Below are 22218 nucleotides of genomic sequence, written 5' to 3'. Positions count from 1 at the left end.
GCCTTGGACGAGAGCCTACCGGACCAACGTCGAAACGAGCGAGCAAATGAACGGATCACGATCGACCCCTTACCGTCATGGCGACCGCTCTTCCCTGGATGCGCTGAACCGCACCATCGAAGGTCTCGAGGCGCGGATCGAGGGACTGATGTCGGGCGCCAGCCGCGAAGCTCGTCCGAGCGATCAGCGTCACGAACGCCGCGCCGTGCCGGCGGCAGGCGCTCATCGCGTCACCGATTTCTCCAGCGATCCGCTTGCCGAGATTCGGGAGCGCCAGCGCGTGCTGGACTCCGATCGCGACCGCAGCACGAGAACCGAACCTTCGCGCATATCCGAGATGCGTCGCGGAGAGCCGCGTTACGGGGAAGCCCGCCGCAACGACGTGCGCCCGCCGGAAGCCTTGAGGCCGGAGCAACCCCCGGCCCCGTCTCACGTTGAAATGCCCCGTTACGCAGAAGCCCGCCGCACGGCTCCGCCGCACCGCGAAGACCTCCGCCGTCCGGTGGTGCAGCCACACTCGCAGGCACCTCAGCCTCCGCAGCCCGACGGCGGTGTGCAGGACATAGCCATGGCGCTGGTAAACCTGCGCCAGGAGCTGAAACAGGACATTTCCGAAGGTGTGGCGAGAGAGATGAACGCGCTGCGCGCGGAAATCCGTTCGATCAAGTCGATTGCCGAGGACCAGCGCTTCACCGACGACCTGCGCAGCGATCTTGCCCGCCTCGCCGAAGGCATCGACCAGCTCGGCCATCAATCGACGCCGGAAGCGGCCGGCCTGCGCGCCGACTTCGAGGAATTGCGCACCGCCATGGACGGCCTTGCGCGGGAAGATTCCGTGCAGCGCATGGAAAGCCGGTGGCAGGGCCTGGCAGAACGGATGGGTGACCTCGATTCGGCGGCGCTGCGTGAAGAACTCGTCTCGCTCGCCTACCGCATCGACGAGATCAAGAGTCAGCTCGGCGAGATGAGCGACAGCCCCGTCATCCGGGCGCTCGAACAGAAGCTGATCGCCGTAGCCAGCGCCATGGAACAGCTCGGTTCTCGCATGCAGCCGAACGACGCAGCGATCGCCGAGCAGTTTGCGACCCTCGACCACCGGCTGGATGAAATCAGCCGGGCGATCGCCGCCGGCAGCCGCGCCGCCGCCTCGGCCTCGCTCGACCAGTCGTTCCTGCAAAGGCTGGAAGGCCGAATCGGCGTGCTTGCCGACCAGATCGACGCCATGAGCCAGGCAGCCCATCGACAAATCGATCCGACAGAGGCGCTATCGGCCCGCATCGAAGCCCTGACAGGCCGCATCGAGGAGCTGACCGACGAACAGGCAGCCATGCGCCTGGAAGAGCGACTGGAACAGCTCTCGCTCATCCTCGAACAGGCTCAGAAGCCTGTTCCGCAATCCGACCTCTCCGACCATCTCGCCGACATTTCCCGCAAGATCGACGGGCTTGAACATGGTGCGGTCAATGACCTGCTCGCCGAGCGCCTCGACTATCTTGCCCGGCGGATCGACGAGATGGATTTCCAGCCGCCGATCCAGCCGGTCATCGACCAGAACGCCTTCGGCCGCATCGAGGACCGCCTGGGCGATATCGCCACCCGCCTGGACGAGGCAGCGGCAGCACCGCGCAGCGACGAAAGCGCATTGCGCAACCTGGAAGACCAGATCGCGCATCTTTCGACCCTGATCAGCCAGCCGCAGCCAGCGGCCAGCTCGCTTCCCGCCGAATTCGAAAGCCGCATGACGGCGATCGAGAACTATATGGCGACCAATGACGAATACATCATCGAGGCCGCCCGCCAGGCGGCTGAGGCAGTGGTCGAGGCCTATTCCCGCGACACAGCCGCCGGCACTCCGGTCGCCGCTGCCGACATGGCGGTACTTTCCGCGCTTGCCGACGATCTCCGTCATCTCGAAGACCTGACGCGCAGTTCCGAAGAACGGACGCACCAGACCTTCGAGGCCTTGCACGGCACGCTGGTGAAGATCGCCGATCGTCTCGACGGAATGGAGGGGCGGATCACCGCCTCCGCCCATATCGAGCGCCACTATAGCGAGCCGGAGCGGCAAGAGGTGCATCGTCCGGCCCCTGCCATGCCGGTTGCCGCGCAGCTTTCCGCCTCTTCGCTTGAAGAGGCGATGCATGAGGAGAGCGCGGCCCTGGAAGCGCCGGTCGCGACGTTCGGCACCCGCAACGGGCCAGCCGATGCCATGCAGGATACCGGTGAACTGTTTTCGGCAGCCACTGCCGACACCCAGGCCCTTTCCAGGGCGAAGGTCACCAAACCCAGCCTTCTCACCGAGCTGTCGCGCCGCTTCCTGCCGGGCGGCAAGGGAGACACGACCGCCGGCCGCACAATCGTGGAGCCGGCGCCGTCGATCGACCCGTCCGACGTCCTGCCGCCCGACCATGAGAACGACCTTCTGGAGCCCGGTTCCGGTGCGCCCGATGTGAAAAAGATCCTGGAACGCGTCCGTGCCAGCCAGGCGGCCGGCGAATTCGATAGCGACCGGACAGCGGGAGCGACGAAAGCGGACTATATCGCAGCCGCACGCCGTGCCGCCAAGGCGGCCGCCCAGGAAACCGATCCGTCGCAGACCAACTCGTCGGCGAGGGACATGCGGAAAGCCGCCGCCACCGGCAAGGGCCTCGGCGCCATGCTCTCGAGCCATCGCCGGCCGATCCTGATGGCCGTCGGCGCCGTGCTTCTGGCTCTGATGGCCATGCCGCTTGCCAAGACGCTCATCAGCGGCGACAAGGCTCCGTCTGCGCCCCCTGCCGCGATCGAAGCACCGGCCGAGCCCTCCGCCCCCCCGGCCGACGAGACCGGCGAGCGCGAAACTCCGGCAATCGACAACCAGGCCGCGACCGACGGCGTCGACAGCAATGCGGACGTGGCAGGCACGCAGGCTGCTCCGCCCGCAGAGCCGCCGAGACAGATCAGCCCCGGCGATCACCTGACCGATCCGACACCGGGCGCAGGCGAGATTTCCGCCATGGAGCCGGCCGGAAGCGCCACCCAGGCTCAGGACGATTTCGTGCCCGCGCAGCAGGTGGATGCCCCTGCCCAGATCACCGTTCCGGCCGGCATCGAGCCAAAATCGCTCGCCGATGCTGCCGCGGCCGGCGATCCGAACGCGCTGTTCGAGATCGGCGCCCGCTTCACCGAGGGACGCGGTGTGGCGCCGGACCTGTCGGAAGCCGCAAACTGGTACAAGCTTGCCGCCGATCGCGGCTTGCCCCCGGCGCAATACCGGCTCGCCAACCTCTTCGAGAAGGGTTCAGGCATCACGCGTGACCTCACAAAGGCCATGACCTACTATAAACAGGCTGCCGAAGCGGGTAATGCGAGCGCCATGCACAATCTCGCCGTACTCTACGCTTCAGGCGCCGCCGGCCAGCCGGATTACACCGCCGCCGTCGAATGGTTCGGAAAGGCCGCCGATTTCGGCGTTGCCGACAGCCAGTTCAACCTCGCGATCCTCTATGCCCGCGGCAATGGGGTGAAGCAGGATCTGGAGGAGTCCTACAAGTGGTTTGCGATCGCGGCCAAGAGCGGCGACAAGGACGCTGCGCAGAAACGGGACGAAGTGGCGAACGCCATGCGCAAGGAACAGCTCGAAAGCGCCCGCGCCAAGGTGGACCTCTGGAAAGTGAAGCCGCTCGACCCGAAGGCCAATTCCATCAACCTGCCGGACGAATGGGCTTCGGGCAAGCCGCTGACCACGGCCTCCGTCGACATGGAAAAGGCGATCCGCAACATCCAGGCGATCCTCAACAAGAACGGTTTCGACGCCGGCCAGCCGGACGGCAGGATGGGCGCCAAGACGGTCGGCGCGATCAAGGCCTTCCAGACTTCCGTCGGCCAGGAGCCGACCGGCAAGATCAACGATGCGCTGGTGAAAGAACTGCTCGCCCGCAACAAGTAAGTAAGGCGACTTACCCGACCGATATTAGGGAGAAGCGGCATATTAATCACGCCGTCACAAAAAGGGTAAAATCGTCGCTTTATCTGACACTTGCGATTTGACTCGGCAGATGCCCGGGCGCATGACGGTATAACCCTTCATGCCCTGTTCAGGCGGCATGTGAGAATCATTTCCCATCACCGCAGTGGGCGGATCAGAGACATCGCGAACCGCCCGCGACGGTGTCGCTTTTTGCCTTTTTCGGGGTTCGATCGTGACTGTCTACCTGCCGATCGCAGAGCTTTCGGTGAACATCTTCATCATTCTCGGCATGGGTGCGGCCGTCGGCTTCCTGTCCGGCATGTTCGGGGTGGGCGGCGGCTTCCTCATCACGCCTCTGCTGATATTCTACAACATCCCTCCGGTCGTGGCGGTGGCGACCGGCGCCAATCAGGTCGTCGCCTCCTCGATTTCCGGCGCGATTACCCATTTCCGGCGTGGCACGCTGGATATGAAACTCGGCACCGTGCTGCTGGTCGGCGGTCTGGCGGGCGCCTCGGTCGGCATATGGATTTTCTCCTGGCTGCGCCGTCTCGGACAACTCGACCTCCTCATCTCGATCCTCTACGTCGTGCTGCTCAGCACCATCGGCGCCCTCATGCTGCAGGAAAGCCTGCGAGCCATGCGCCGTGCGAAACAGAACCAGCCGGTGGCGCTGAAGCGCCCGGGACAACACATCTGGGTGCACCGGCTGCCCCTGAAGATGCGGTTCAAGAAATCGAAGATCTACCTCTCCGCCATTCCGGTCGTGGCGCTCGGCTTCGCCATCGGCGTGCTCACCTCGATCATGGGTGTCGGCGGCGGCTTCATCATGGTGCCGGCGATGATCTATCTCCTGCGCATCCCGACGAATGTCGTTGTCGGGACCTCGCTCTTCCAGATCATCTTCGTGACCGCCTATACGACCATGGTGCAGGCGGCGACGAACTATTCCGTCGATATCGTGCTGGCAACGATCCTGATGGTGGCCGGCGTCATCGGCGCGCAATACGGGGTACGCGTCGGGCAGAAGCTGCGCGGCGAGCAGCTCCGCGCACTCCTGGCGCTCCTCGTGCTTGCGGTCGGCATCCGCCTCGCGATCGGGCTCGTGGTGACGCCCGACGACATCTATTCCGTTGCGGTGGGAGGCCTGTCCTACTGATGCGCCTGCTCCTCCACACCGCCTTCCTCGCTTTTCTCCTCGGCCTTTGCCAGCCGGCCCTGGCGCAGGTGCCGCTCGGGCAGGCATCGACGGTGAAGGAGGGGCTGGAAATCGGCGCCTCGACCAGTGAAATCGCCATCACCTCGGATTTCCGCGGTGCCGATCTGACGATCTTCGGGGCGCTCAACAACGCCGACGAGCTGTTCTTGGCGATCGGGCAATACGACGTGGTCGTCACGCTCGAAGGCCCGAAGGATTATGCGACGGTTCGCAAGAAGGAGCGGGTCCTCGGCATCTGGATGAACACACAGTCGATGACCTTCGAACAGGTGCCGGAAAGCTATTCGCTGGCCAGCACCCGCCAGATCGACAACATCGACCAGCCCACAAGCCTCAACAATATCGGCGTCGGCATCGATCACCTGGCGCTCAATCCGGTCGGCTACATTCCGAATTCCGGCCTGATCGGCGAATTCCGCGAGGCTTACCGGCGCCTCAAGCTGTCGAACGGGCTTTATCAGCGTGACACGGATGGCGTGCGCTTCGTCTCCACCAGCCTGTTCCGTGCCTCGCTGAGATTGCCCGCCAACATTCCGGACGGCATACACATGGTGCGCGCCTATCTCTTCAAGAGCGGCCAGCTCATCGTGCAGCGGGAGCTGCCGCTTCGGGTCGTCAAGACCGGCATCGAGCAGGCGATTACCGATGCGGCACATGAACGACCGATCGCTTACGGTTTCTTCTGCGTGCTGATCGCGGTCATCACCGGCTGGGGGGCCAGCCTGATCTTCCGCAAGGATTGATCACCGGAAACCGAGTATCAGGGCTGATCATTCGGCGGCTGCCTTTCGCGCTACCACTTCAAGGTAGGCGGCGTGCAGCCGATCGAAGACCGAAGGTTTCGAGGGATCGCGCGGGACGTGCAGATGCAGGACGCGCAGTTCCTGCATGAAATCCTCCCAGAGCGGCCGCCCGCCCTCCTCCAGCAGCTCGGCGCGGATCGAAAGCTCCTCCGAAACGGGAAGGAAACGGCGTCCCCAGGCCCCCATTTCCGCGAAGATCGGCACCAGCCTGATCGACATTTCCGTCAGGCTGTAAATCGCTTTCTGCTTGTGGCTCGGGTCGTCCTCACGGGTGAGCAGGCCCCTTTCCAGAAGCCGCTTCAGGCGGTCGGCAAGGATGTTGGAAGCAATGCCCTCCTCCGAATTCTGCAGGAGTTCGCGAAAGTGGCGGCGGTTGCCGAACATGATGTCGCGGATGACGATCAGGCTCCAGCGGTCACCCAGGACTTCCAGCGTGAGATTGATCGGGCAACCCGACCGATGCGCGTCTTCCATTTTTTTCTCCAAAAACCGCTTGCATTATAAAATCAGTTTCGCTAGCTTTCAACTGCTTGTTTATTGCAACTGGTTTCGACGTGATGGAGGATGACATGAGAAAGCTGGTAGCCTGGAACCTGATGACGCTGGACGGCTATTTCGAAGGCGAGAAGCCGTGGGACCTCGCCTTCCACAACTATGCCTGGGGACCGGAGCTCAAGAAGCTCTCGGAGCAGTTCGGCGAGGAGAGTGATCTTCTCGTCTTCGGCCGCAAGACCTACGAGGGCATGGCCGCCTATTGGCCAACCGCCGAAGGAGAAGGCAAGGTCAAGGATTACATGAACAGCTTCGCCAAGATCGCCGTCTCGAAGACGATGAAGGAGGCCACATGGAACAATACGCGCGTCGTCAGCGATCCGGTCGCGGAACTCAACAAATTGAAGGCTGAGGACGGCAAGACGATCCTCGTCTTCGGTAGTGCCGAGCTGATAGCATCGCTGATGCGGGAAGGCCTGATCGACGAATACCGCATCTGCATCGTTCCGGTGCTGCTCGGTTCCGGAAATCCGCTTTTCAAGAAGGCGGCGCAAAAGACGGAACTCAAGCTGATCAGTTCCAGCACCGCTGCCAACGGTGCGGTGATCCTCACCTATGAGGTGGGCAAGGTGGCCTGAGACCGATTGCCGAAGACCAGAAAAACACCAAGGACGGTTGGACTGACAGGACATTTGCGCTAGACACGCGCTACCCCTCGTTTCCGCGAGATGTCCATGTTCCGCCGGCTCCTTCCCCCTCTGCGCTTCGCCCGCGTTCTCCTCGATCCGGGCCGGCTGCGCGTGCTCATCCGGCGCACGGAGTTCGGCCTCATCATCGCCGCTGCGATGGTCGGCATCATGGCCGGCTTCGCCGTTGCGCTCATGAGCTGGATCTCCCAGCAACTGCACCGGTCCATTTTCCGGCTCGATGCCGGCGAAAGGCTGAGTTCGGCCGCCGAAATCGACCGCATCCTGATTCTCACCGCGCCGATTGCCGGCGGCATCCTCATGGGCGCGGTCTTCCTCATCCTGCGGAAATGGCGCAAGAAGCCGATGGTCGACCCGATCGAAGCCAATGCGCTGCACGGCGGCCGGCTTTCGCTGACCGACAGCATCATCGTCGCCATCCAGAACCTCATCTCCAACGGCTTCGGCGCCTCCGTCGGGCTGGAGGCCGGCTACACCCAGCTCTCCTCCGGCCTTGCCTCGAAAATCGGCCTCCTGCTGCAGTTACGCCGTTCCGATCTCAGGATCCTCGTCGGCTGCGGCGCAGCGGCGGCGATCGCCGCCGCCTTCAATGCTCCGCTGACCGGCGCGTTCTACGCATTCGAACTGATCATCGGCACCTACACGATCCTCAGCCTGGCGCCGGTTGTGGTCTCGGCATTGATCGCCACGATCATCACCCGTCTGTTCGGCGACGCGCCCATGATCGACGTCAGCCAATTCGGCGCGGTCGTCCCGGCCGACTATGTGCCCGCGATCGTGCTCGGCATATTCTGCGCTTTCGCAGGCATACTTCTCATGCAGGGCGTAACCTTCGTGGAGGAACTGGCGCGCAGGAGTTCGATCTCGCCGGTCTTCAGGCCGGCACTCGGCGGCATCGTTGTCGGCCTGCTCGCGCTGGCGGATGCGCAGGTGCTGGGGGCCGGCCACGGCGCACTGCATCTCAATCTCGACCTGAACCTGACCATCCCGGCACTGCTGACGATCCTCGCCCTGAAATTCCTCGCCTCCGCGGTGTCGATCGGCTCCGGCTTTCGCGGCGGGCTCTTCTTCGCATCGCTGTTCATGGGCGCATTGCTCGGCAAGCTGTTTGCCTTCAGCACGCCCTATATTTTCGCCCACGCCACCGTAACACCCGTCATCTACGCCGTGGTCGGCATGAGCGCACTTGCGGTCGCCGTCATTGGTGGCCCGCTCACCATGACGTTCCTGGCGCTGGAAGTCACCGGCGACTTTCCCATCACCGTTCTTGCGCTGGCCGCCGTCATCACCTCCTCGGTAACGGTGCGCACCACCTTCGGCTACTCGTTCGCGACCTGGCGTTTTCATCTGCGCGGCGAAAGCATCCGCAGCGCCCACGATATCGGCTGGATCCGCAACCTCACCGTCGAGCGGATGATGCGCGCAGACGTGCGGACGGCATCCGCCAGCATGAGCCTCAGCGAGTTCCGTAAGGATTTCCCACTGGGCTCCACCCAGCGGGTCATCCTCACCGACGAGGCCGGAAAATATGCCGGCATCATTCTTCTTCCGGATATCTATGCGGCGCCTCTGGAGGATTCCGCCGAGCCGCGTACCCTCGCCTCCTTCGCGAAATACCACAACGATGTTTTGCTCGGCACGATGAACGCCAAGCAGGCTGCAGCGATCTTCGACAAGCTGGAGGCGGAAGCACTCGCCGTCGTCAACAACCAGATCGAACGCAAGGTCGTCGGGCTCCTAACGGAGAGCCACACGCTCAGGCGCTACAGCGAGGAACTCGACCGGCGGCGGCGCGAAATGTCCGGTGAAATCTGAGCGTTTCATCTCGCAGTCTTGACGCATGTCAATGACCGCTTGCGCTACACGGCAAAGATGGTTGTCAGATATTGGAGGTACCCATGTACAAGCATATCCTGATCCCGACGGACGGGTCGCCCATTTCCACCGAGGCGCTCAAAAAAGCCCTGGACTTCGCCCGTGAAATTGGCGCGAAAGCCACGGTATTGGTGGTCATGGAGCCCCTGCAGGTCATGACGCTCAATCCGACCGGCATGGAAGTCGCCTACGCGGAATACGATCGTTTCAACAACGAAGCGGCAGACCGGATTCTTGCCGATGCCAAGGAAGCGGCAAAGCAGCGCATGGTCGCCTGCGAGGCGGTGAAACTCGACAGCGGCGACGCAGCGAAGACGATCGTCGAGACTGCAGAGAAGAACAATTGCGACCTGATCGCCATGGCCTCGCACGGCCGCTCCGGCTTCAAGGCCTTCATGCTCGGAAGCGTGACAATGAAGGTGCTGGCGAACTCCAAGACGCCGGTGCTGGTCTATCGCTGATCAGCCGATAAGATTGTTATAGCGAACGGAATAGATGCGGTCGCGGCCAAGCAGGTGCGCGACCAGCTTTTCATGGTCGAAGAGGCCGCGCATCGCCTTGTGGCGGAGATCGAGGCCACCTGCCAGCACACCGAAAGCCGGCATGAGAAGACGCGAGCCGTCACTCGCGAAGCACGGGCGGCGGACAGATTTCTCCCGCCGGCGGACGGTGGCTGCCGGATGCAGGTGCCCGGCGATCTCGCCCTTTCCGGAAATCAGGCTCGGCTCATGGCGGAAGGCAAGGCCTCCGTAAAACAGTTCATCGGCGCAGGTGCCCGGCAGATCGACGGTGCCATCCGGATCGTGGTTGCCGTTGATCCAGATCCAGTCGCGGCCACGCGCCATGGCGGTGATCAGCGAGCGTAGTTCTTCCGGCAGATGTTCCGAGCCCTTCCGGTCATGAAAATTGTCGCCGAGCGAGACGACGATCTTCGGATCGTAGCGGTTGACCACGGCAGCCAAGATATTGAGGGTGGCGATCGTGTCATAGGGCGGCAGCAGCATGCCGCGCCGGGCGAAGGCCGCCCCTTTTTCCAGATGCAGGTCGGAAACGACGAGCATGCCGGTTTCCGGCAAATAGAGACTGCCCAGCGGATCGCAGACGGCGACGACGCCGTTCACGACGATTTCTTCCGCCCCGCTGGCGGCTCCGGTCATCGATGTCGAGCGGGCGGCAAGCCCGAGGCGGTGCATCAAGTTCGTTTCGTCTTTCCGTTCCGGGCAAAAGCCCGGCATGATGTCTGTTGTATGTGGTTAGATCCTCGGGACAAGCCCGAGGATGACGACAGATGCCGAAGAGCAGGTGCCCAAAAACGCTGCAGCAAGCCGCAACAGTTCTTTTGGCAGATCTTAAACCCCAGGTTCGTCATCCTCGGGCTTGTCCCGAGGATCTAACCACGCATCTGATAGTCCGGCCTCCGCGATCAGTTCCTCGGCGGCTTCCTTCAGCACCGCATCCTGCGCCTCGCCCGGCACCGGCTCCTTGCCGATCTCCAGCATGATCGGAATGGCGAGCGGTGAGACGCGGTCGAGATCGCGGTGGGTGATGTGCCCCCTGATTCGCTTCAGCATATCGCCTAACCGGCCGAGATCCAAAAGCCCGGATGCCGCATCCCGCCGCGTCGCCTCCAGAAGCACATGGTCCGGCTCGTGGGTTCTGAGAACATCGTAGATGAGGTCGGTCGAGACCGTCACCTGCCTTCCGGTCTTTTCCTTGCCCGGATGGCGGCGCTCGATCAAACCGGAAATCACGGCGCAATTGCGGAACGTGCGCTTCAGCATGTAACTTTCGTTCAGCCAGGCCTCCAGGTCATCGCCGAGCATGTCCTCGTCGAAAAGATCGGAAAGGCTCAGACGGCCGGAGCGGATCATCATGCCCATGTCATCGAGCCCCCAGACGGCAAGCGAATAATCCGTCGCGACGAAGCCGAGCGGATGGGCGCCGATGCGATCCAGCCTGCGGGTGAGCAGCATGCCGAGCGTCTGGTGCGCCAGCCTGCCCTCGAAGCAATAGGCGATCAGGAAAAAGCGCTTTCCCCTGGGGAATGTCTCGATCAGAAGTTCGTCCTGCTTCGGCACGATGGAGCGCTCCCGCTGGATGCTCAGCCAGTCGCGCACCTGATCCGGCAGGCCCCGCCAGCGATCCGGATCGGCAAGCATGGAGCGGACCTGCGCGGCCAGATAGGTGGTCAGCGGAAACTTGCCGCCGGCATAGGCCGGGATCTTCGGATCGAGCGAAAAGGCGTTGGAGACGAGGCATTCATTTTCCCGGATGCCCTCGAAGCACAGCACCTTGCCGGCGAACAGGAACGTATCGCCTTGCACCAGTTGTTCGAGAAAATATTCCTCGACCTTGCCGAGTGACAGCCCTCCCCGGCCGAGCGAACCGTTGTTGTTGCGTCGGACGAGCCGGACGTTGAGCTCGGTCGCTTCGACGATCGTGCCGAGGTTCAGGCGGTATTGCTGGGCGACCTGCGGATTGGAGATGCGCCAGAGGCCGTCCTTGGTTTTCCTGATTTTCGCATAGCGCTCGTAGGAGCGCAGCGCATAGCCGCCGGTTGCGACGAAATCGACGATCCGCTCGAACATTTCCCAGGAGAGACCGGCATAGGGCAAAGCGGTGCGGATTTCCTCGTAGAGTTCGACCGGATCGAAGGGTTCGGCGCAGGCCATGCCGAGCACGTGCTGGGCGAGCACGTCGAGCGCGCCTTCGCCGACCGGCGGCGTATCCTGCGCGCCGAGATAATTGGCGTCGAGGGCTGCCTGACACTCCAGGACCTCGAAACGATTGGCGGGCACGAGGATCGCCTTCGAAGGCTCGTCCATGCGGTGGTTCGACCGGCCGATGCGCTGGGCAAGCCTGGAGGCCCCTTTCGGCGCACCCACGTGAACCACCAGATCGACGTCTCCCCAGTCGATGCCCATGTCGAGCGTCGATGTGGCGACGACGGCGCGCAATTTGTTGGCGGCCATGGCGGCCTCCACCTTGCGGCGCTGGCCGGCATCGAGCGAGCCGTGATGCAGCGCGATGGCCAAGTTGTCGTCGTTGATCGTCCAGAGCGTCTGGAACAGAAGCTCCGCCTGGAAGCGTGTGTTGACGAAGATCAGCGTCATCCTGTGGCGCCTGATCTCATCGTAGACTTCCGGCATCGCATAGGTCGAAACGTGACCCGACCAGGGAATTCGGTCATCGGTCTTCATGATGGTGATGTTCGGCGCCGCACCGCCCGTGACATGCACGAGGCCGGCCGGCTGCGCCGGGTTCTCGCCCTGGGGCACCAGCCAGCGCTGCAGGTCCATCGGATCGGCGACAGTGGCCGACAGACCAATGGTCTGCACCCGTGGAGCGTGCCTTCGGATGCGGGCGAGATCGAGAGACAGAAGATGGCCGCGTTTCGAGGTCACCAGCGAATGCAATTCGTCGAAGACGACGTATTTCAGGTCCTTGAAGAAGCGCTCCGCCTCCTTGTTGGCGAGCAGCAGCGCTACCTGTTCCGGCGTCGTCAGCAGGATATCCGGCGGATTGAGCTTCTGGCGCTGGCGCTTGGCCTGCGGCGTGTCGCCGGTGCGATTCTCGACGGTGACGGACAGCCCCATTTCCGTCACCGGCTTCATCAGGTTGCGCTCGATATCGACCGTCAGCGCCTTCAACGGCGAGACGTAGAGCGTATGGATGCCCACAAAAGCCGAGCCCGGGGGGATCTTTCCGCGACGCGTGAGATCGGTGAGCGACGGCAGGAAGCCGGCAAGCGTCTTGCCGGCGCCGGTCGGCGCGATCAGGAGCATGTTCTCGCCGGCCGTGGCGCGGGAAAGCAGCTCCAGCTGATGGGCGCGCGGCTGCCAGCCCTTTTCGGCGAACCATTTCAGGAACGGCCGGGGCAGGAGCGCGGCATCTCGGCCGGAAGACTGGGTTTCGATCACATCCACGCCGCTCAAGATAAGCGGAAACAGCCGAAAAAGAAGAGCACTTGACGGCCGGATATAATCATGGATAAATATTATCCGCGATTAGGAGATGATTGATGAAACTCGGCGACGGCGTCGAACAGGCGATCCACTGTGTGACCATGCTTTCGCGCGTTTCGGAAGACGGCGTACTCTCGGCTGCGGCACTGGCGGAGTTTCACGGCGTCTCAACGAGCTATCTCCTGAAGCACCTGCAGGCGCTTTCGGGCGCCGGTCTGCTCGACACCGTGCCGGGGCCGAAGGGCGGCTATCGGCTGGCGAAGCAGCCGGAAGAGATCTCGCTGCTCGATATCGTGCTCGCCGTCGAAGGACCGGCTCCCGCCTTCCGCTGCGCGGAAATCCGCCAGCGCGGGCCGAACCCCTTGCCCGGGCGTTATTTCGCAAAACCCTGCGGCATCAATGCCGCGATGCTGAAGGCCGAAAGGGCCTATCGCGCCGAACTCGCCAAGGTGTCGATCGCCGACATCCTGGCGGACCTGGAGGCTACCGACGACGGCGGGATTGCCGCCCGCGGCTGCGCCTTCCTCGACATCCACGAACGCAAGACGGCCCGCTGAAGGTTGAAAGCTCAACCTATAGGCCACACCCCAAGGAGAAGATGGATGCAGCCACGCCTGAATTTCTACAAGGCCTCGCAGGAAGCCTACAATGCCGTCAAGAACCTCGAAAACTACGTCCAGGGGTGCGGCCTCGAACCTCGCCACATCCACCTCATCAAGCTGCGCGCCTCGATCATCAACCACTGCGCCTACTGCATCGACATGCATGTGAAGGAAAGCCGGCATGACGGTCTTTCCGAGCAGTGGATCAACCTGATGAGCGCGTGGGAAGAATCGCCGATCTATGATGACAAGGAACGCGCGCTCTTAACCTGGGTCGATGCGGTCACCCGCGTTGCCGATACCCATGTTCCCGATAGCGCATACGAGACGCTGAAAGCGCATTTCACGGAAGAGGACATGGTCAAGATTACGGTGGCGATCGGCGTGATCAACATCTGGAACCGGCTCTGCGTCGGCTTCCGCGCCATGCATCCGATCGATCAGCCGGCAAAGGCTGCGTGAAGAGGCCGACTGATCTTTTGTTTGGTGCAATTCCGGACGGAAAACCGCCACGCACTTTTCCTGGACCTGCTTACCGGACGATGTAGCGGTCCGTGCGGTGGTTGATGGCGAGCGTCAGGTTCAAGGTCACTGCCGCAAGGATCGAGCAGAGAATGACATAGGGGCTGGCGACGAAGAAGGAGAGCGCCAGCACCACGCCGTCGAGGCCGAGCTGGACGAAGCCGGCCCGCCAGCCGAACCGATCCTGCAGGTAGAGAGCCAGTATGCCGAAGCCGCCGAGGCTTGCTCGGTGGCGGAAGAGGGCCAGCATGCCGGTGCCGATCAGCAGGCCGCCGAACAGGGCCGCCACGACCGGATGAATATGATCGAAGGCGATCAGGCCGGGCAGGAATTCCGTCAGTACCGAGGTGAATGCCACGGCCGCGAAGGTCTTGATCGTGAAGGCAAGGCCAAGCCGCTTGTAGGCAATCCAATAGAACGGCAGGTTGAGCGCGAAAAAGACGAGGCCGAAGCTCAAGCCGGTCGAATAGCGGATCAGGAAGCCGAGACCTGCCGTGCCGCCGATCAGGAGATGCGCCGACGAGAGCATGGTGACGCCGAGTGCCGCGAGCATGCTGCCGGCGGCGATCCCCTGCATGTCCTCCAGCGGGGAATGGCGGTCCGAACTGGAGGACCAGAAGCCGACCGGGCTTTTCTTCGCAGCAGCATCCGCCATCAGCGCACCACGATATAGCGGTCCGAGCGATGGTTGATCGCCAGGAACAGGTTGAGGACGACAGCACCGACCACCGACCACGCCACCGTCACGGGACTGACCACCGCGAAGGCGCAGAGCATGACGCAGAGATCGAAGGCAAGCTGGATCAATCCGGCCTGGATGCCGAAACGGTCCTGGATATAGATCGCCAGGATGCCGACACCGCCGAGGCTCGCCCGGTGACGGTAGAGCGCCAGCAATCCGTAACCGAGCAAGAGGCCGCCGAGCAGGGCTGCCCAGAATGGATGAAGATAATCGATCAGGAAAAAACGGCTCTCGATTTCCGAGATCACCGAAACGAGGCCGATGGCGATGAAGGTCTTCAGCGAGAAGGCCAGGCCGAGGCGGCGGAAGGAAAGATAATAGAACGGCAGGTTGACGATGAAGAACAGCAGGCCGAAGGAAATTCCAAACGCGTAATGCAGCAGGAAGGCGACGCCCGCCGTGCCGCCGGTCAAAAGCCCGACCTTGTTCAGGAAGTAGAAGCCGAGAGCCGCAACCATCGCGCCGGTGACCAACCCCTGCGCGTCTTCAAGCAATGTGTGCTTCGACGGATCGATGCTGTAGAAGCCAAGGCTTCTTTTCTGAACCTGCTTCGGCTGTCCAGCCAACGTTTGCCCCTTTATTTTCGATAATATTGCACTGCAATAAAACCGTCATCAAGAGGGTTCAAGCCGCGATGAGCCGGCAAGGAAAAAAGCAAGAAATGGTCAATCAGGCGGGCTTGCGCGACAGAAACAGAATGCCGTGGACGGGTTTTCCAGCATCCAGACGAATGACGGTCTTCCGCATGTCCAGAAGCGCCAGGCCGTAACGGACAAGCAGCGATCGGATATAGGCCTCAGAATGAGCGTAGCGGAGAGTTTCCCGCAAAAGGTAAGCTTCACCGTCGCCCGCGTCCTCGACGGAGAAAGCGAAGAAGCCGCCGGGCGCCAGAAGCTCCAGCACAAGCGGAAAGACGGTCTCCAGTGAGCCGAGATACATCAGCACGTCGGCGGCGGAAACGAGATCGGCGCGATGTTTGGGAAGAGCATCGGAGAAGAGACCGGTTTCTTCGGAGGACCGGCTGAGATCGGATTGGCCGAGATGGTCGTAGAGGCCCTTCGCCTCGGCTCTCGCCAGCATATTGAGGGAAAGATCGAAGCCTTCGAGATGGCCTGCCTGCCCGCGGATTTCCGCGCCGAACAGGCCGGTTCCGCAGCCGAGATCGACCACGTTGCGGAACGGCGCATGAGGCGCAACCAAGGCGGCGAGCTTGCCGGGCACGGAATAATCCAGCTTTTCGACCAGCGCCGTATCGAACCGGTCGGCATAATCGTCGAACAGGCCTTCGACATAGCGGCTCGGAGGTTGATCCGGTATCTCCTCCACGCCGAGCAGCGCGAGCTTCAAACGAGCACCGAAGACGTCTTCCGGTTCGAGCGCCAGCGCCTGCCGGTAGGCTTCATCGGCGGTTTCGAGGCCTGCCTTTTCCCGGAACTCGCCGAGACGGAACCAGCCGGCCGCCCAAGCGGGCACCAGTTCGAGGGCCTGCTCCATCAGTTCGGCGGCTGCGCCGAAATCCTCCGCCTCCGACAGCATGCGGGCATAGTCGGCGCGGCGGTCGGCGATCACATCGCCGGAAGAAAACTGGCTGGGCAGCATTGGCGCATCTCAAGAGGGTGCGGGTTATTGGCCGAAGTCACAAAAAAACTCAAGTTCTATTTGAGGGAACCCAAAAGACTTGCGGCGGCTGCGGCTGCCGACTATCTCTCAGGGTGCAATTCGGAGAAGGAAAAGGATGGCGGACGGGGTCAACAGGTTCCTGGGCGACACACCAGGCCGCACGATCGTGAAGCTGATCGTCGTGTGCCTGATCGTGGGTTTTGTTCTCGCATTCTTCGGCTTCACGCCGGACAATATCGTGGACAGCATCCGCTATCACGTTCTCGACTTATGGTATAACGGCTTCAGGGCGCTCGGACGGGTGGGAAGCTACCTTCTGCTCGGCGCAATCGTCGTCATCCCGGTCTTCATCATCCTGCGCATCTTCAGTTACCGCCGCTGACATGACCACCTTCCAGACTTCTTCGCGACGGGGTTTTCTCGTGCTTTCCGGAATGGGCCTACTGCTCGCCGGCTGTTCCACCACGTCGGTTCTGACACCGACGGCAGGTGCGGAGGACGAGACGGAAGCCGCACTTCCAATGGTCAACACGCTGCGCCAAGGCCGTGGCCTGCCCACCCTGGCGCTCGATTCGCCTGCCCGCAAGGCAGCCGTCCAACAGGCGGTGCGCATGGCGAAAGCAAACGAGATGAAGCACCTGATCGGCTTCGGCGACGATTTCGGCGCGAGGATGAAGAACAACGACGTGGCACTGCCGGCCGCTGAAAACATCGCCAGCGGCCAGAACACGGTCGAGGCCGCAGTCCGGGCCTGGATCGATTCCCCCAAACATCTTGAAAACATGCTCGGCTCCTATCGGGGTCTCGGCGTCGCCATGGCCCGCACATCAACCGGCGCCCCGCCCTATTGGGCCATGGTCCTGTCGGGCTGACCATGGATAGCCGGGGGCAGGAGGTTCGGCCTTTCGACGTGACGCACCGGCTGGTGCTCGGCATCGCGATCCCCATGACACTCGGGTTCCTGACGACGCCTCTCCTCGGCCTGACCGATACCGCCGTGGTCGGCCGGCTGGGGCAAGCGGAAGCACTGGCCGGGCTGGCGATCGGCGCCATCCTGTTCGACCTGATCTATGGCAGCCTCAGTTTCCTGCGCACCTCGACCACCGGCCTGGTCGCGCAGGCCTTCGGGCGCGGCGACAATCGGGAACAGCAGGCGGTCTTTTGGAGGGCGCTCCTCAGCGCGCTCTGTCTCGGGTTCGTCATGCTGGGGCTGTCGCCGCTTGTCCTCGCCTTCGCGCCTGAATTGATGACCAACGACCCGGCCGTCGCCGAGGTGACGCGGCAATATTTCGGCATCCGGGTGCTGACGAGCCCGGCGACCTTCGCCAATTTCGCCATTCTCGGCTTCGTGCTCGGGCGAGGCCAGGGCGTGCTGGGCCTGACCCTGCAGATCATCCTCAACGGGACCAACATCTGCCTGTCGATCTTTCTCGGCCTTGGTCTCGGCTGGGGGATCGTGGGGGTCGCCTGGGGAACGGCGCTTGCGGAAGTCACTGGCGCGGTGATCGGCTTTCTCGTCGTCAGCCGGCAGTTTTCGGCCGCATACCGGCCGAGCCGTGCGGATATTTTCGATACGGCCAAGCTGAAGCAGCTCTTCCATCTCAATGCGGATATCCTGATCCGCTCGCTCATCCTCAACGGCGCCTTTGCGCTCCTGACCCGCGTCGGATCGAGCTTCGGCGCGGTGACGCTGGCGGCCAATGCCGTGCTGATGAACGTCTTCATGCTCTCGGCCTTCTTTCTGGACGGACTGGCAGGGGCCGCCGAACAGCTCGCCGGCAGGGCGGTTGGCGCGCAGTACCGGCCCTCCTTCGACCGGACGCTGAAGCTTACCGGCTTCTGGTCCTTTGCCATGGCCGCCTTGGTCGGGCTGTTCTTCATCAGCTTCGGCCAGCCGATCATCCATCTTCTCACGACCTCCGAAGAGGTTCGGCAGGAAGCCTATACCTATCTCGCCTGGGCCGCGCTGACGGGGCTTGCCGGGGCGCTCGCCTTCCAGATGGACGGCGTTTTCATCGGTGCCACCTGGTCACGCGAGATGCGCAACATGATGCTCATGTCGTTCGCGTGCTATTGCGCAAGCCTTGCCGTGTTCGTGCCGGTGATCGGCAACCACGGGCTCTGGCTGTCGCTCAACCTGTTCCTGATGATGCGCGGCTTCTTCCTGGCGGCCATGGTGCCGCGCAAGGCGCGTCAGAGCTTCGTGTCAACCCACTGATCAAGCCGTGTGTCGCGCAACTCCCGGATCGAGGAGACCTTTTCCCGGTCGAGAAGCGAGGACAAGCCCCTGACGATCGTCGCCGGCAGGCCCGGACCTTCATAGACCATGCAGGAATAGAGCTGCACGAGATCGGCGCCGGCGCGGATCTTTTCCAGCGCGTCCCCGGCGCTCGACACGCCGCCGACGCCGATGATCGGCAGGTCCGGGCCGACGCGACTGCGCATCTTCGCAAGAACCGCAGTGGAGCGCCTGAAGAGCGGCGCGCCGGACAGGCCGCCGGCCTCCTTCGCCTGAACCTGATCCTTCAGCCCGTCGCGGGAAAGCGTGGTGTTGGACACGATCAATCCGTCGAGCGGGTGGGAGGTCGCTTCCGCCGCGATATTGTCAAGCCCCTCCTCCGTCAGATCCGGTGCGATCTTCAGAAAGACCGGCACGGATTTCCCGTGGCGCATCGCCTCCTCCACGCGCGCAGCGAGCACTGCATCGAGCAGCGCCTTCAGGCTGCCGCGCGCCTGGAGGTCCCTGAGGCCCGGGGTATTCGGCGAGGAAATGTTGACGGTGAAATAGGTGGCGAGGCCGTAGAACTTGCGGATGCCGAGGACATAATCGGCGACGCGATCGGCCGTGTCCTTGTTCGCACCGATATTGACGCCCACAATCCCCCGGGCATTGCGCCGCGCGGAAAGCCTGGCAAAGGCGGCCTCGTGACCCTCGTTGTTGAAACCGAGCCGGTTGATGACGCCGCGGTCGTCCACCAGCCGGAAGATGCGGGGCTTGTCGTTGCCCGCCTGAGGCTTCGGCGTCACCGTGCCGACCTCGGTGAAACCGAAACCGAGCTTCAGGATCGCATCCGGCACCTCGGCGTTCTTGTCATAGCCGGCGGCAAGGCCGATCGGATTCGGGAAGGGGATGCCGGCAACCGTTTGCGCAAGCCGCGGGTCGGCAGGCACCCGGCAGGCAGGCACGACGCCGGTCTTCAGCGCGGCGATCGAAAGTCCGTGGGCGGTTTCCGGATCGAAAACGAAGAGGCTGCGGGAGGCAAGCCCGGCAAACGGGCCGATCATGGCATCTTCTCCGGAAAGGCGTGGAGGCCGTCGACGCCGATCAAGAGCGGCATTTCCCAAAGGACGGCGGAGAAAGGCAGCGTCCCATAGAGATGCGGGAAGAGATCGCCGCAACGCGAAGGCTCGTATTTCAGCGCTTCGCCAAGCGTCAGTGCGTTGACCGCGACGAGCAGCAGGCCTGCGACGCCTGAAAAATGCAGCCGCGCCGTTTCGCGCGCCTGTGTGCTGGTCGAGAAATGGATATAACCGTCCTTGAGGTCGATCTCGGCCCCTTCGAAAACGCCTTTTTCCTTGGCCCGACGCCAGAGCGTTTCCGGCACGATCTTGTACACTATATCCGTCATCATGGACTCTCGATGATCTGTTACTCTTCGAGCGTTTGCCGCAAAGCTCGCCACTTGTCCACCGTGGGAGGACGATAAGATGAAGGTTCTTGCATTAGCGACTTCGGCGCTTTTCCTCGCCGGCCCGGCCCTGGCGCAGCAGGCGCAACCCAATCGTTTCCAGCTCGAGCGCACCGAAAGCGGCATTGTCCGGCTCGATACCCAGACCGGCGCAATGACGCTCTGCCACGACGAGAATGGCACGCTCGCCTGCCGCATGCAGCCGGATGAAAGGGCAGCCTACGAACAGGAGCTCGACCGGCTCGAGAAACGCGTGACCGCACTGGAGGAAAGACTGAGCCATACGCCGCCGAACGCGCTGCCCAGCGACGAGGAAGTGGACCGGTCCCTCTCCATCATGGAGAGATTCATGCGGCGCTTCATGGCAATTGTCGGCGAATTCATAGACGAGCGGGAAGACAATAAGCCGCAACCCAATCGTACGTAAAATCCAGCACTTGTTTCCGCCTCTCGAGAGGTTTACAACTTTCAAAGATTTGAAAGGCACGACTATGCTCTTGGGAGGGAGCGTGGAAATGCAGACACTGACAATCATCATCGCAGACGATCATCCGCTCTTTCGCGGAGCTCTCAGCCAGGCGGTCAAAGGCATTGCGGAAGAGCTCGTCATCATCGAGGCGGGTGATTTCGAAGCCGCACGGCTTGCCGCCGAGAAGACCCCCGATGTCGACTTGATGCTGCTCGATCTTGCCATGCCGGGTGTCAGCGGCTTTTCCGGACTAATGTCGCTCCGCGCGGAGTTCCCCAGCCTGCCAATCGTCATCGTCTCAGCAAGCGACGACGGCGCCACGATCCGCCGGGCACTGGAACTCGGCGCTTCCGGTTTCATTTCAAAATCTTCTGGACTCGACGATATCCGCGCCGGCATCCAGGCGGTGCTGGATGGCGACATCTGGGTGCCTAAGGGCGACTTCACCGCGCCAGAGGAAGATCCGGGACTTGCGGAACTCATCGACCGGCTGAAGACGCTCACTCCGCAGCAGAGCCGGGTGCTGAGCATGCTCGGAGAGGGCCTGCTCAACAAACAGATCGCCTATGAGCTCGGCGTCTCCGAGGCGACCATAAAGGCACATGTCTCGGCGATCCTTTTGAAGCTCAATGTCGACAGCCGCACCCAGGCCGTGATCAAGCTCAGCAAGATCAACATGGCCCTGGTGGCCTGAACGCAGAGCCGGAACAGGATTTTATTCCTCTCCTCTCTTTACGTGAGGTCGCGATTCCGTTAAAATTAGGGGTGTCTGCGCGGGCTTGATGATGCTTGAAAGCTGCGCGAAAGGGGTTTCGATCGAAGGGTGCCGCCGAGCGCCGGGGCTGTCCGGCTTCCGTCTCGCGCGCCGGTCACGGGTACGGGCAAGATGCTGTCACATGAAACGATCTGGAACGCGATCGACACGCTCGCCGAACGCCATCAACTGACGCCCTCCGGGCTTGCGCGTCGCGCCGGTCTTGATCCCACCTCCTTCAACAAGTCGAAGCGGCTGGGGCCGGACGGGCGGCTGCGCTGGCCTTCGACGGAGTCCATCGCCAAGGTGCTGGAGGCGACAGGTGCCACGGTCGACCAGTTCATGAGCTATCTTCCCGCCTCCTCCAGTCGCTCGACGCTTCCGGAAGGCAATTTCCCGCCGCAGGGCGGAACCATCCCGCTGCTTGGTTTCGCACAGGCTGGTGCCGGAGGTTTTTTCGATGATGGAGGCTTTCCGGCCGGACAGGGCTGGGATGTGGTGGAATTTCCGGTCGACCCGTCCCGCAAAGCCGGGGTCTATGCACTGGAGGTCCAGGGCGATTCGATGCTACCGCTCTATCGCGACGGCGACGTGCTGATCGTCGAGCCCGGCGCGCAGGTGCGGCGCGGCGACCGTGTCGTGCTCAAGACCAAGGAGGGCGAGGTGATGGCCAAGGTGCTTGCCCGCCAGAGTGCCCGGACGGTGGAACTGACGTCGCTCAATCCCGACCACCCCAACCGGGCCTTCGACATCGCAGACGTCGAATGGATCGCGCGGATCATCTGGGCGAGCCAGTGAGCGGGAAATAGC

The 22218-nt window shown here is 62.6% G+C and carries 22 protein-coding genes; 14 read left to right on the top strand and 8 right to left on the bottom strand.

Going from position 1 to position 22218, the window contains the following annotated elements:
- Positions 1-46 precede the first annotated feature (46 nt).
- From QEO92_RS01035 to QEO92_RS01025, 3 genes are all read left to right on the top strand, one after another.
- Positions 47-3928: an SEL1-like repeat protein gene (locus tag QEO92_RS01035; protein WP_227701871.1), complete on the top strand. Its 3882-nt coding sequence runs from the start codon at positions 47-49 to the stop codon at positions 3926-3928.
- Between the two features lie 253 nt (positions 3929-4181).
- The gene (locus QEO92_RS01030) at positions 4182-5108 is read left to right on the top strand and encodes a sulfite exporter TauE/SafE family protein (protein ID WP_037159984.1); all 927 of its coding nucleotides are present in this window, start codon (positions 4182-4184) and stop codon (positions 5106-5108) included.
- Positions 5108-5911 (top strand): TIGR02186 family protein, encoded by an 804-nt coding sequence (locus QEO92_RS01025; protein ID WP_227701870.1) that lies wholly within the window; start codon positions 5108-5110, stop codon positions 5909-5911. Before QEO92_RS01030 ends, QEO92_RS01025 begins: the two co-directional genes overlap by 1 nt.
- Before the next feature lie 27 nt (positions 5912-5938).
- Here QEO92_RS01025 and QEO92_RS01020 read toward each other — a convergent pair whose 3' ends face one another.
- Positions 5939-6445 carry a winged helix-turn-helix transcriptional regulator gene (locus QEO92_RS01020; RefSeq protein ID WP_037158953.1) on the bottom strand — a complete coding sequence of 169 codons (507 nt, stop codon included), beginning with the start codon at positions 6443-6445 and terminating at the stop codon, positions 5939-5941.
- 95 nt (positions 6446-6540) lie between these two features.
- On the opposite strand from QEO92_RS01020, the gene QEO92_RS01015 reads away from it, so the two are divergent.
- From QEO92_RS01015 to QEO92_RS01005, 3 genes are all read left to right on the top strand, one after another.
- A complete protein-coding gene (locus tag QEO92_RS01015; protein ID WP_227701869.1) occupies positions 6541-7101 on the top strand; it encodes a dihydrofolate reductase family protein in 561 nt (186 codons plus the stop codon).
- Between the two features lie 96 nt (positions 7102-7197).
- Positions 7198-8985 carry a chloride channel protein gene (locus QEO92_RS01010; protein WP_227701868.1) on the top strand — a complete coding sequence of 596 codons (1788 nt, stop codon included), beginning with the start codon at positions 7198-7200 and terminating at the stop codon, positions 8983-8985.
- Between the two features lie 83 nt (positions 8986-9068).
- Positions 9069-9506 carry a universal stress protein gene (locus QEO92_RS01005; RefSeq protein WP_227701867.1) on the top strand — a complete coding sequence of 146 codons (438 nt, stop codon included), beginning with the start codon at positions 9069-9071 and terminating at the stop codon, positions 9504-9506.
- Here the strand turns inward: QEO92_RS01005 and pdeM are convergent, their stop codons facing one another.
- Complete coding sequence (gene pdeM, locus QEO92_RS01000; protein ID WP_407720661.1) at positions 9507-10241, bottom strand: ligase-associated DNA damage response endonuclease PdeM; 735 nt, start codon at positions 10239-10241, stop codon at positions 9507-9509.
- Positions 10242-10394: 153 nt separating this feature from the next.
- The gene (locus QEO92_RS00995) at positions 10395-12971 is read right to left on the bottom strand and encodes a ligase-associated DNA damage response DEXH box helicase (protein ID WP_227701866.1); all 2577 of its coding nucleotides are present in this window, start codon (positions 12969-12971) and stop codon (positions 10395-10397) included.
- 95 nt (positions 12972-13066) lie between these two features.
- Between QEO92_RS00995 and QEO92_RS00990 the strand changes: the two genes are divergently transcribed.
- Together QEO92_RS00990 and QEO92_RS00985 are read left to right on the top strand one after the other, a co-directional pair.
- Positions 13067-13567, top strand: coding sequence for an RrF2 family transcriptional regulator (locus QEO92_RS00990; protein ID WP_037158964.1), 501 nt, complete (start codon positions 13067-13069; stop codon positions 13565-13567).
- A 45-nt stretch (positions 13568-13612) separates the two neighbouring features.
- Entirely contained in the window at positions 13613-14074 is a 462-nt protein-coding gene (locus tag QEO92_RS00985) for a carboxymuconolactone decarboxylase family protein (protein ID WP_227701865.1), read from the top strand.
- A 70-nt stretch (positions 14075-14144) separates the two neighbouring features.
- Here the strand turns inward: QEO92_RS00985 and QEO92_RS00980 are convergent, their stop codons facing one another.
- From QEO92_RS00980 to QEO92_RS00970, 3 genes are all read right to left on the bottom strand, one after another.
- Entirely contained in the window at positions 14145-14789 is a 645-nt protein-coding gene (locus QEO92_RS00980; RefSeq protein ID WP_227701864.1) for a YitT family protein, read from the bottom strand.
- Entirely contained in the window at positions 14789-15442 is a 654-nt protein-coding gene (locus tag QEO92_RS00975; protein ID WP_227701863.1) for a YitT family protein, read from the bottom strand. Before QEO92_RS00975 ends, QEO92_RS00980 begins: the two co-directional genes overlap by 1 nt.
- Positions 15443-15545: 103 nt before the next feature.
- The gene (locus QEO92_RS00970; RefSeq protein WP_227701862.1) at positions 15546-16475 is read right to left on the bottom strand and encodes a class I SAM-dependent DNA methyltransferase; all 930 of its coding nucleotides are present in this window, start codon (positions 16473-16475) and stop codon (positions 15546-15548) included.
- A 136-nt stretch (positions 16476-16611) separates the two neighbouring features.
- Between QEO92_RS00970 and QEO92_RS00965 the strand changes: the two genes are divergently transcribed.
- The 3 genes from QEO92_RS00965 to QEO92_RS00955 are packed head-to-tail and all read left to right on the top strand — an operon-like array spanning position 16612 to position 18714.
- Entirely contained in the window at positions 16612-16878 is a 267-nt protein-coding gene (locus QEO92_RS00965; RefSeq protein WP_037158979.1) for a DUF6460 domain-containing protein, read from the top strand.
- Position 16879: 1 nt separating this feature from the next.
- Positions 16880-17368, top strand: a complete 489-nt coding sequence (locus QEO92_RS00960) for a CAP domain-containing protein (protein WP_227701861.1) — start codon at positions 16880-16882, stop codon at positions 17366-17368.
- Positions 17369-17370: 2 nt separating this feature from the next.
- On the top strand, positions 17371-18714 hold the full coding sequence (locus tag QEO92_RS00955; RefSeq protein WP_227701860.1) for an MATE family efflux transporter: 1344 nt from the start codon (positions 17371-17373) through the stop codon (positions 18712-18714).
- Here the strand turns inward: QEO92_RS00955 and QEO92_RS00950 are convergent.
- Together QEO92_RS00950 and QEO92_RS00945 are read right to left on the bottom strand one after the other, a co-directional pair.
- On the bottom strand, positions 18690-19781 hold the full coding sequence (locus tag QEO92_RS00950) for a quinone-dependent dihydroorotate dehydrogenase (RefSeq protein ID WP_227701859.1): 1092 nt from the start codon (positions 19779-19781) through the stop codon (positions 18690-18692). The genes QEO92_RS00955 and QEO92_RS00950 overlap by 25 nt on opposite strands.
- A complete protein-coding gene (locus tag QEO92_RS00945) occupies positions 19778-20128 on the bottom strand; it encodes a DUF952 domain-containing protein (protein ID WP_407720656.1) in 351 nt (116 codons plus the stop codon). The genes QEO92_RS00950 and QEO92_RS00945 overlap by 4 nt, the downstream gene beginning before the upstream one ends.
- 76 nt (positions 20129-20204) lie before the next feature.
- Between QEO92_RS00945 and QEO92_RS00940 the strand changes: the two genes are divergently transcribed.
- The 3 genes from QEO92_RS00940 to QEO92_RS00930 all read left to right on the top strand — a co-directional run bounded on the left by QEO92_RS00940 (position 20205) and on the right by QEO92_RS00930 (position 22206).
- Positions 20205-20612 carry a hypothetical protein gene (locus tag QEO92_RS00940; protein WP_037158996.1) on the top strand — a complete coding sequence of 136 codons (408 nt, stop codon included), beginning with the start codon at positions 20205-20207 and terminating at the stop codon, positions 20610-20612.
- Between the two features lie 88 nt (positions 20613-20700).
- On the top strand, positions 20701-21348 hold the full coding sequence (locus QEO92_RS00935) for a response regulator (protein WP_037158999.1): 648 nt from the start codon (positions 20701-20703) through the stop codon (positions 21346-21348).
- A gap of 192 nt (positions 21349-21540) precedes the next feature.
- Positions 21541-22206: a S24 family peptidase gene (locus tag QEO92_RS00930; protein WP_037159993.1), complete on the top strand. Its 666-nt coding sequence runs from the start codon at positions 21541-21543 to the stop codon at positions 22204-22206.
- The last annotated feature ends 12 nt before the right edge of the window (positions 22207-22218 follow it).

Source organism: Neorhizobium petrolearium, from assembly GCF_029854435.1.
Lineage (GTDB): Bacteria > Pseudomonadota > Alphaproteobacteria > Rhizobiales > Rhizobiaceae > Neorhizobium > Neorhizobium petrolearium.
Note: the sequence above shows the minus strand (reverse complement) of the source record. Positions and strands in the feature narration are given on the sequence as shown.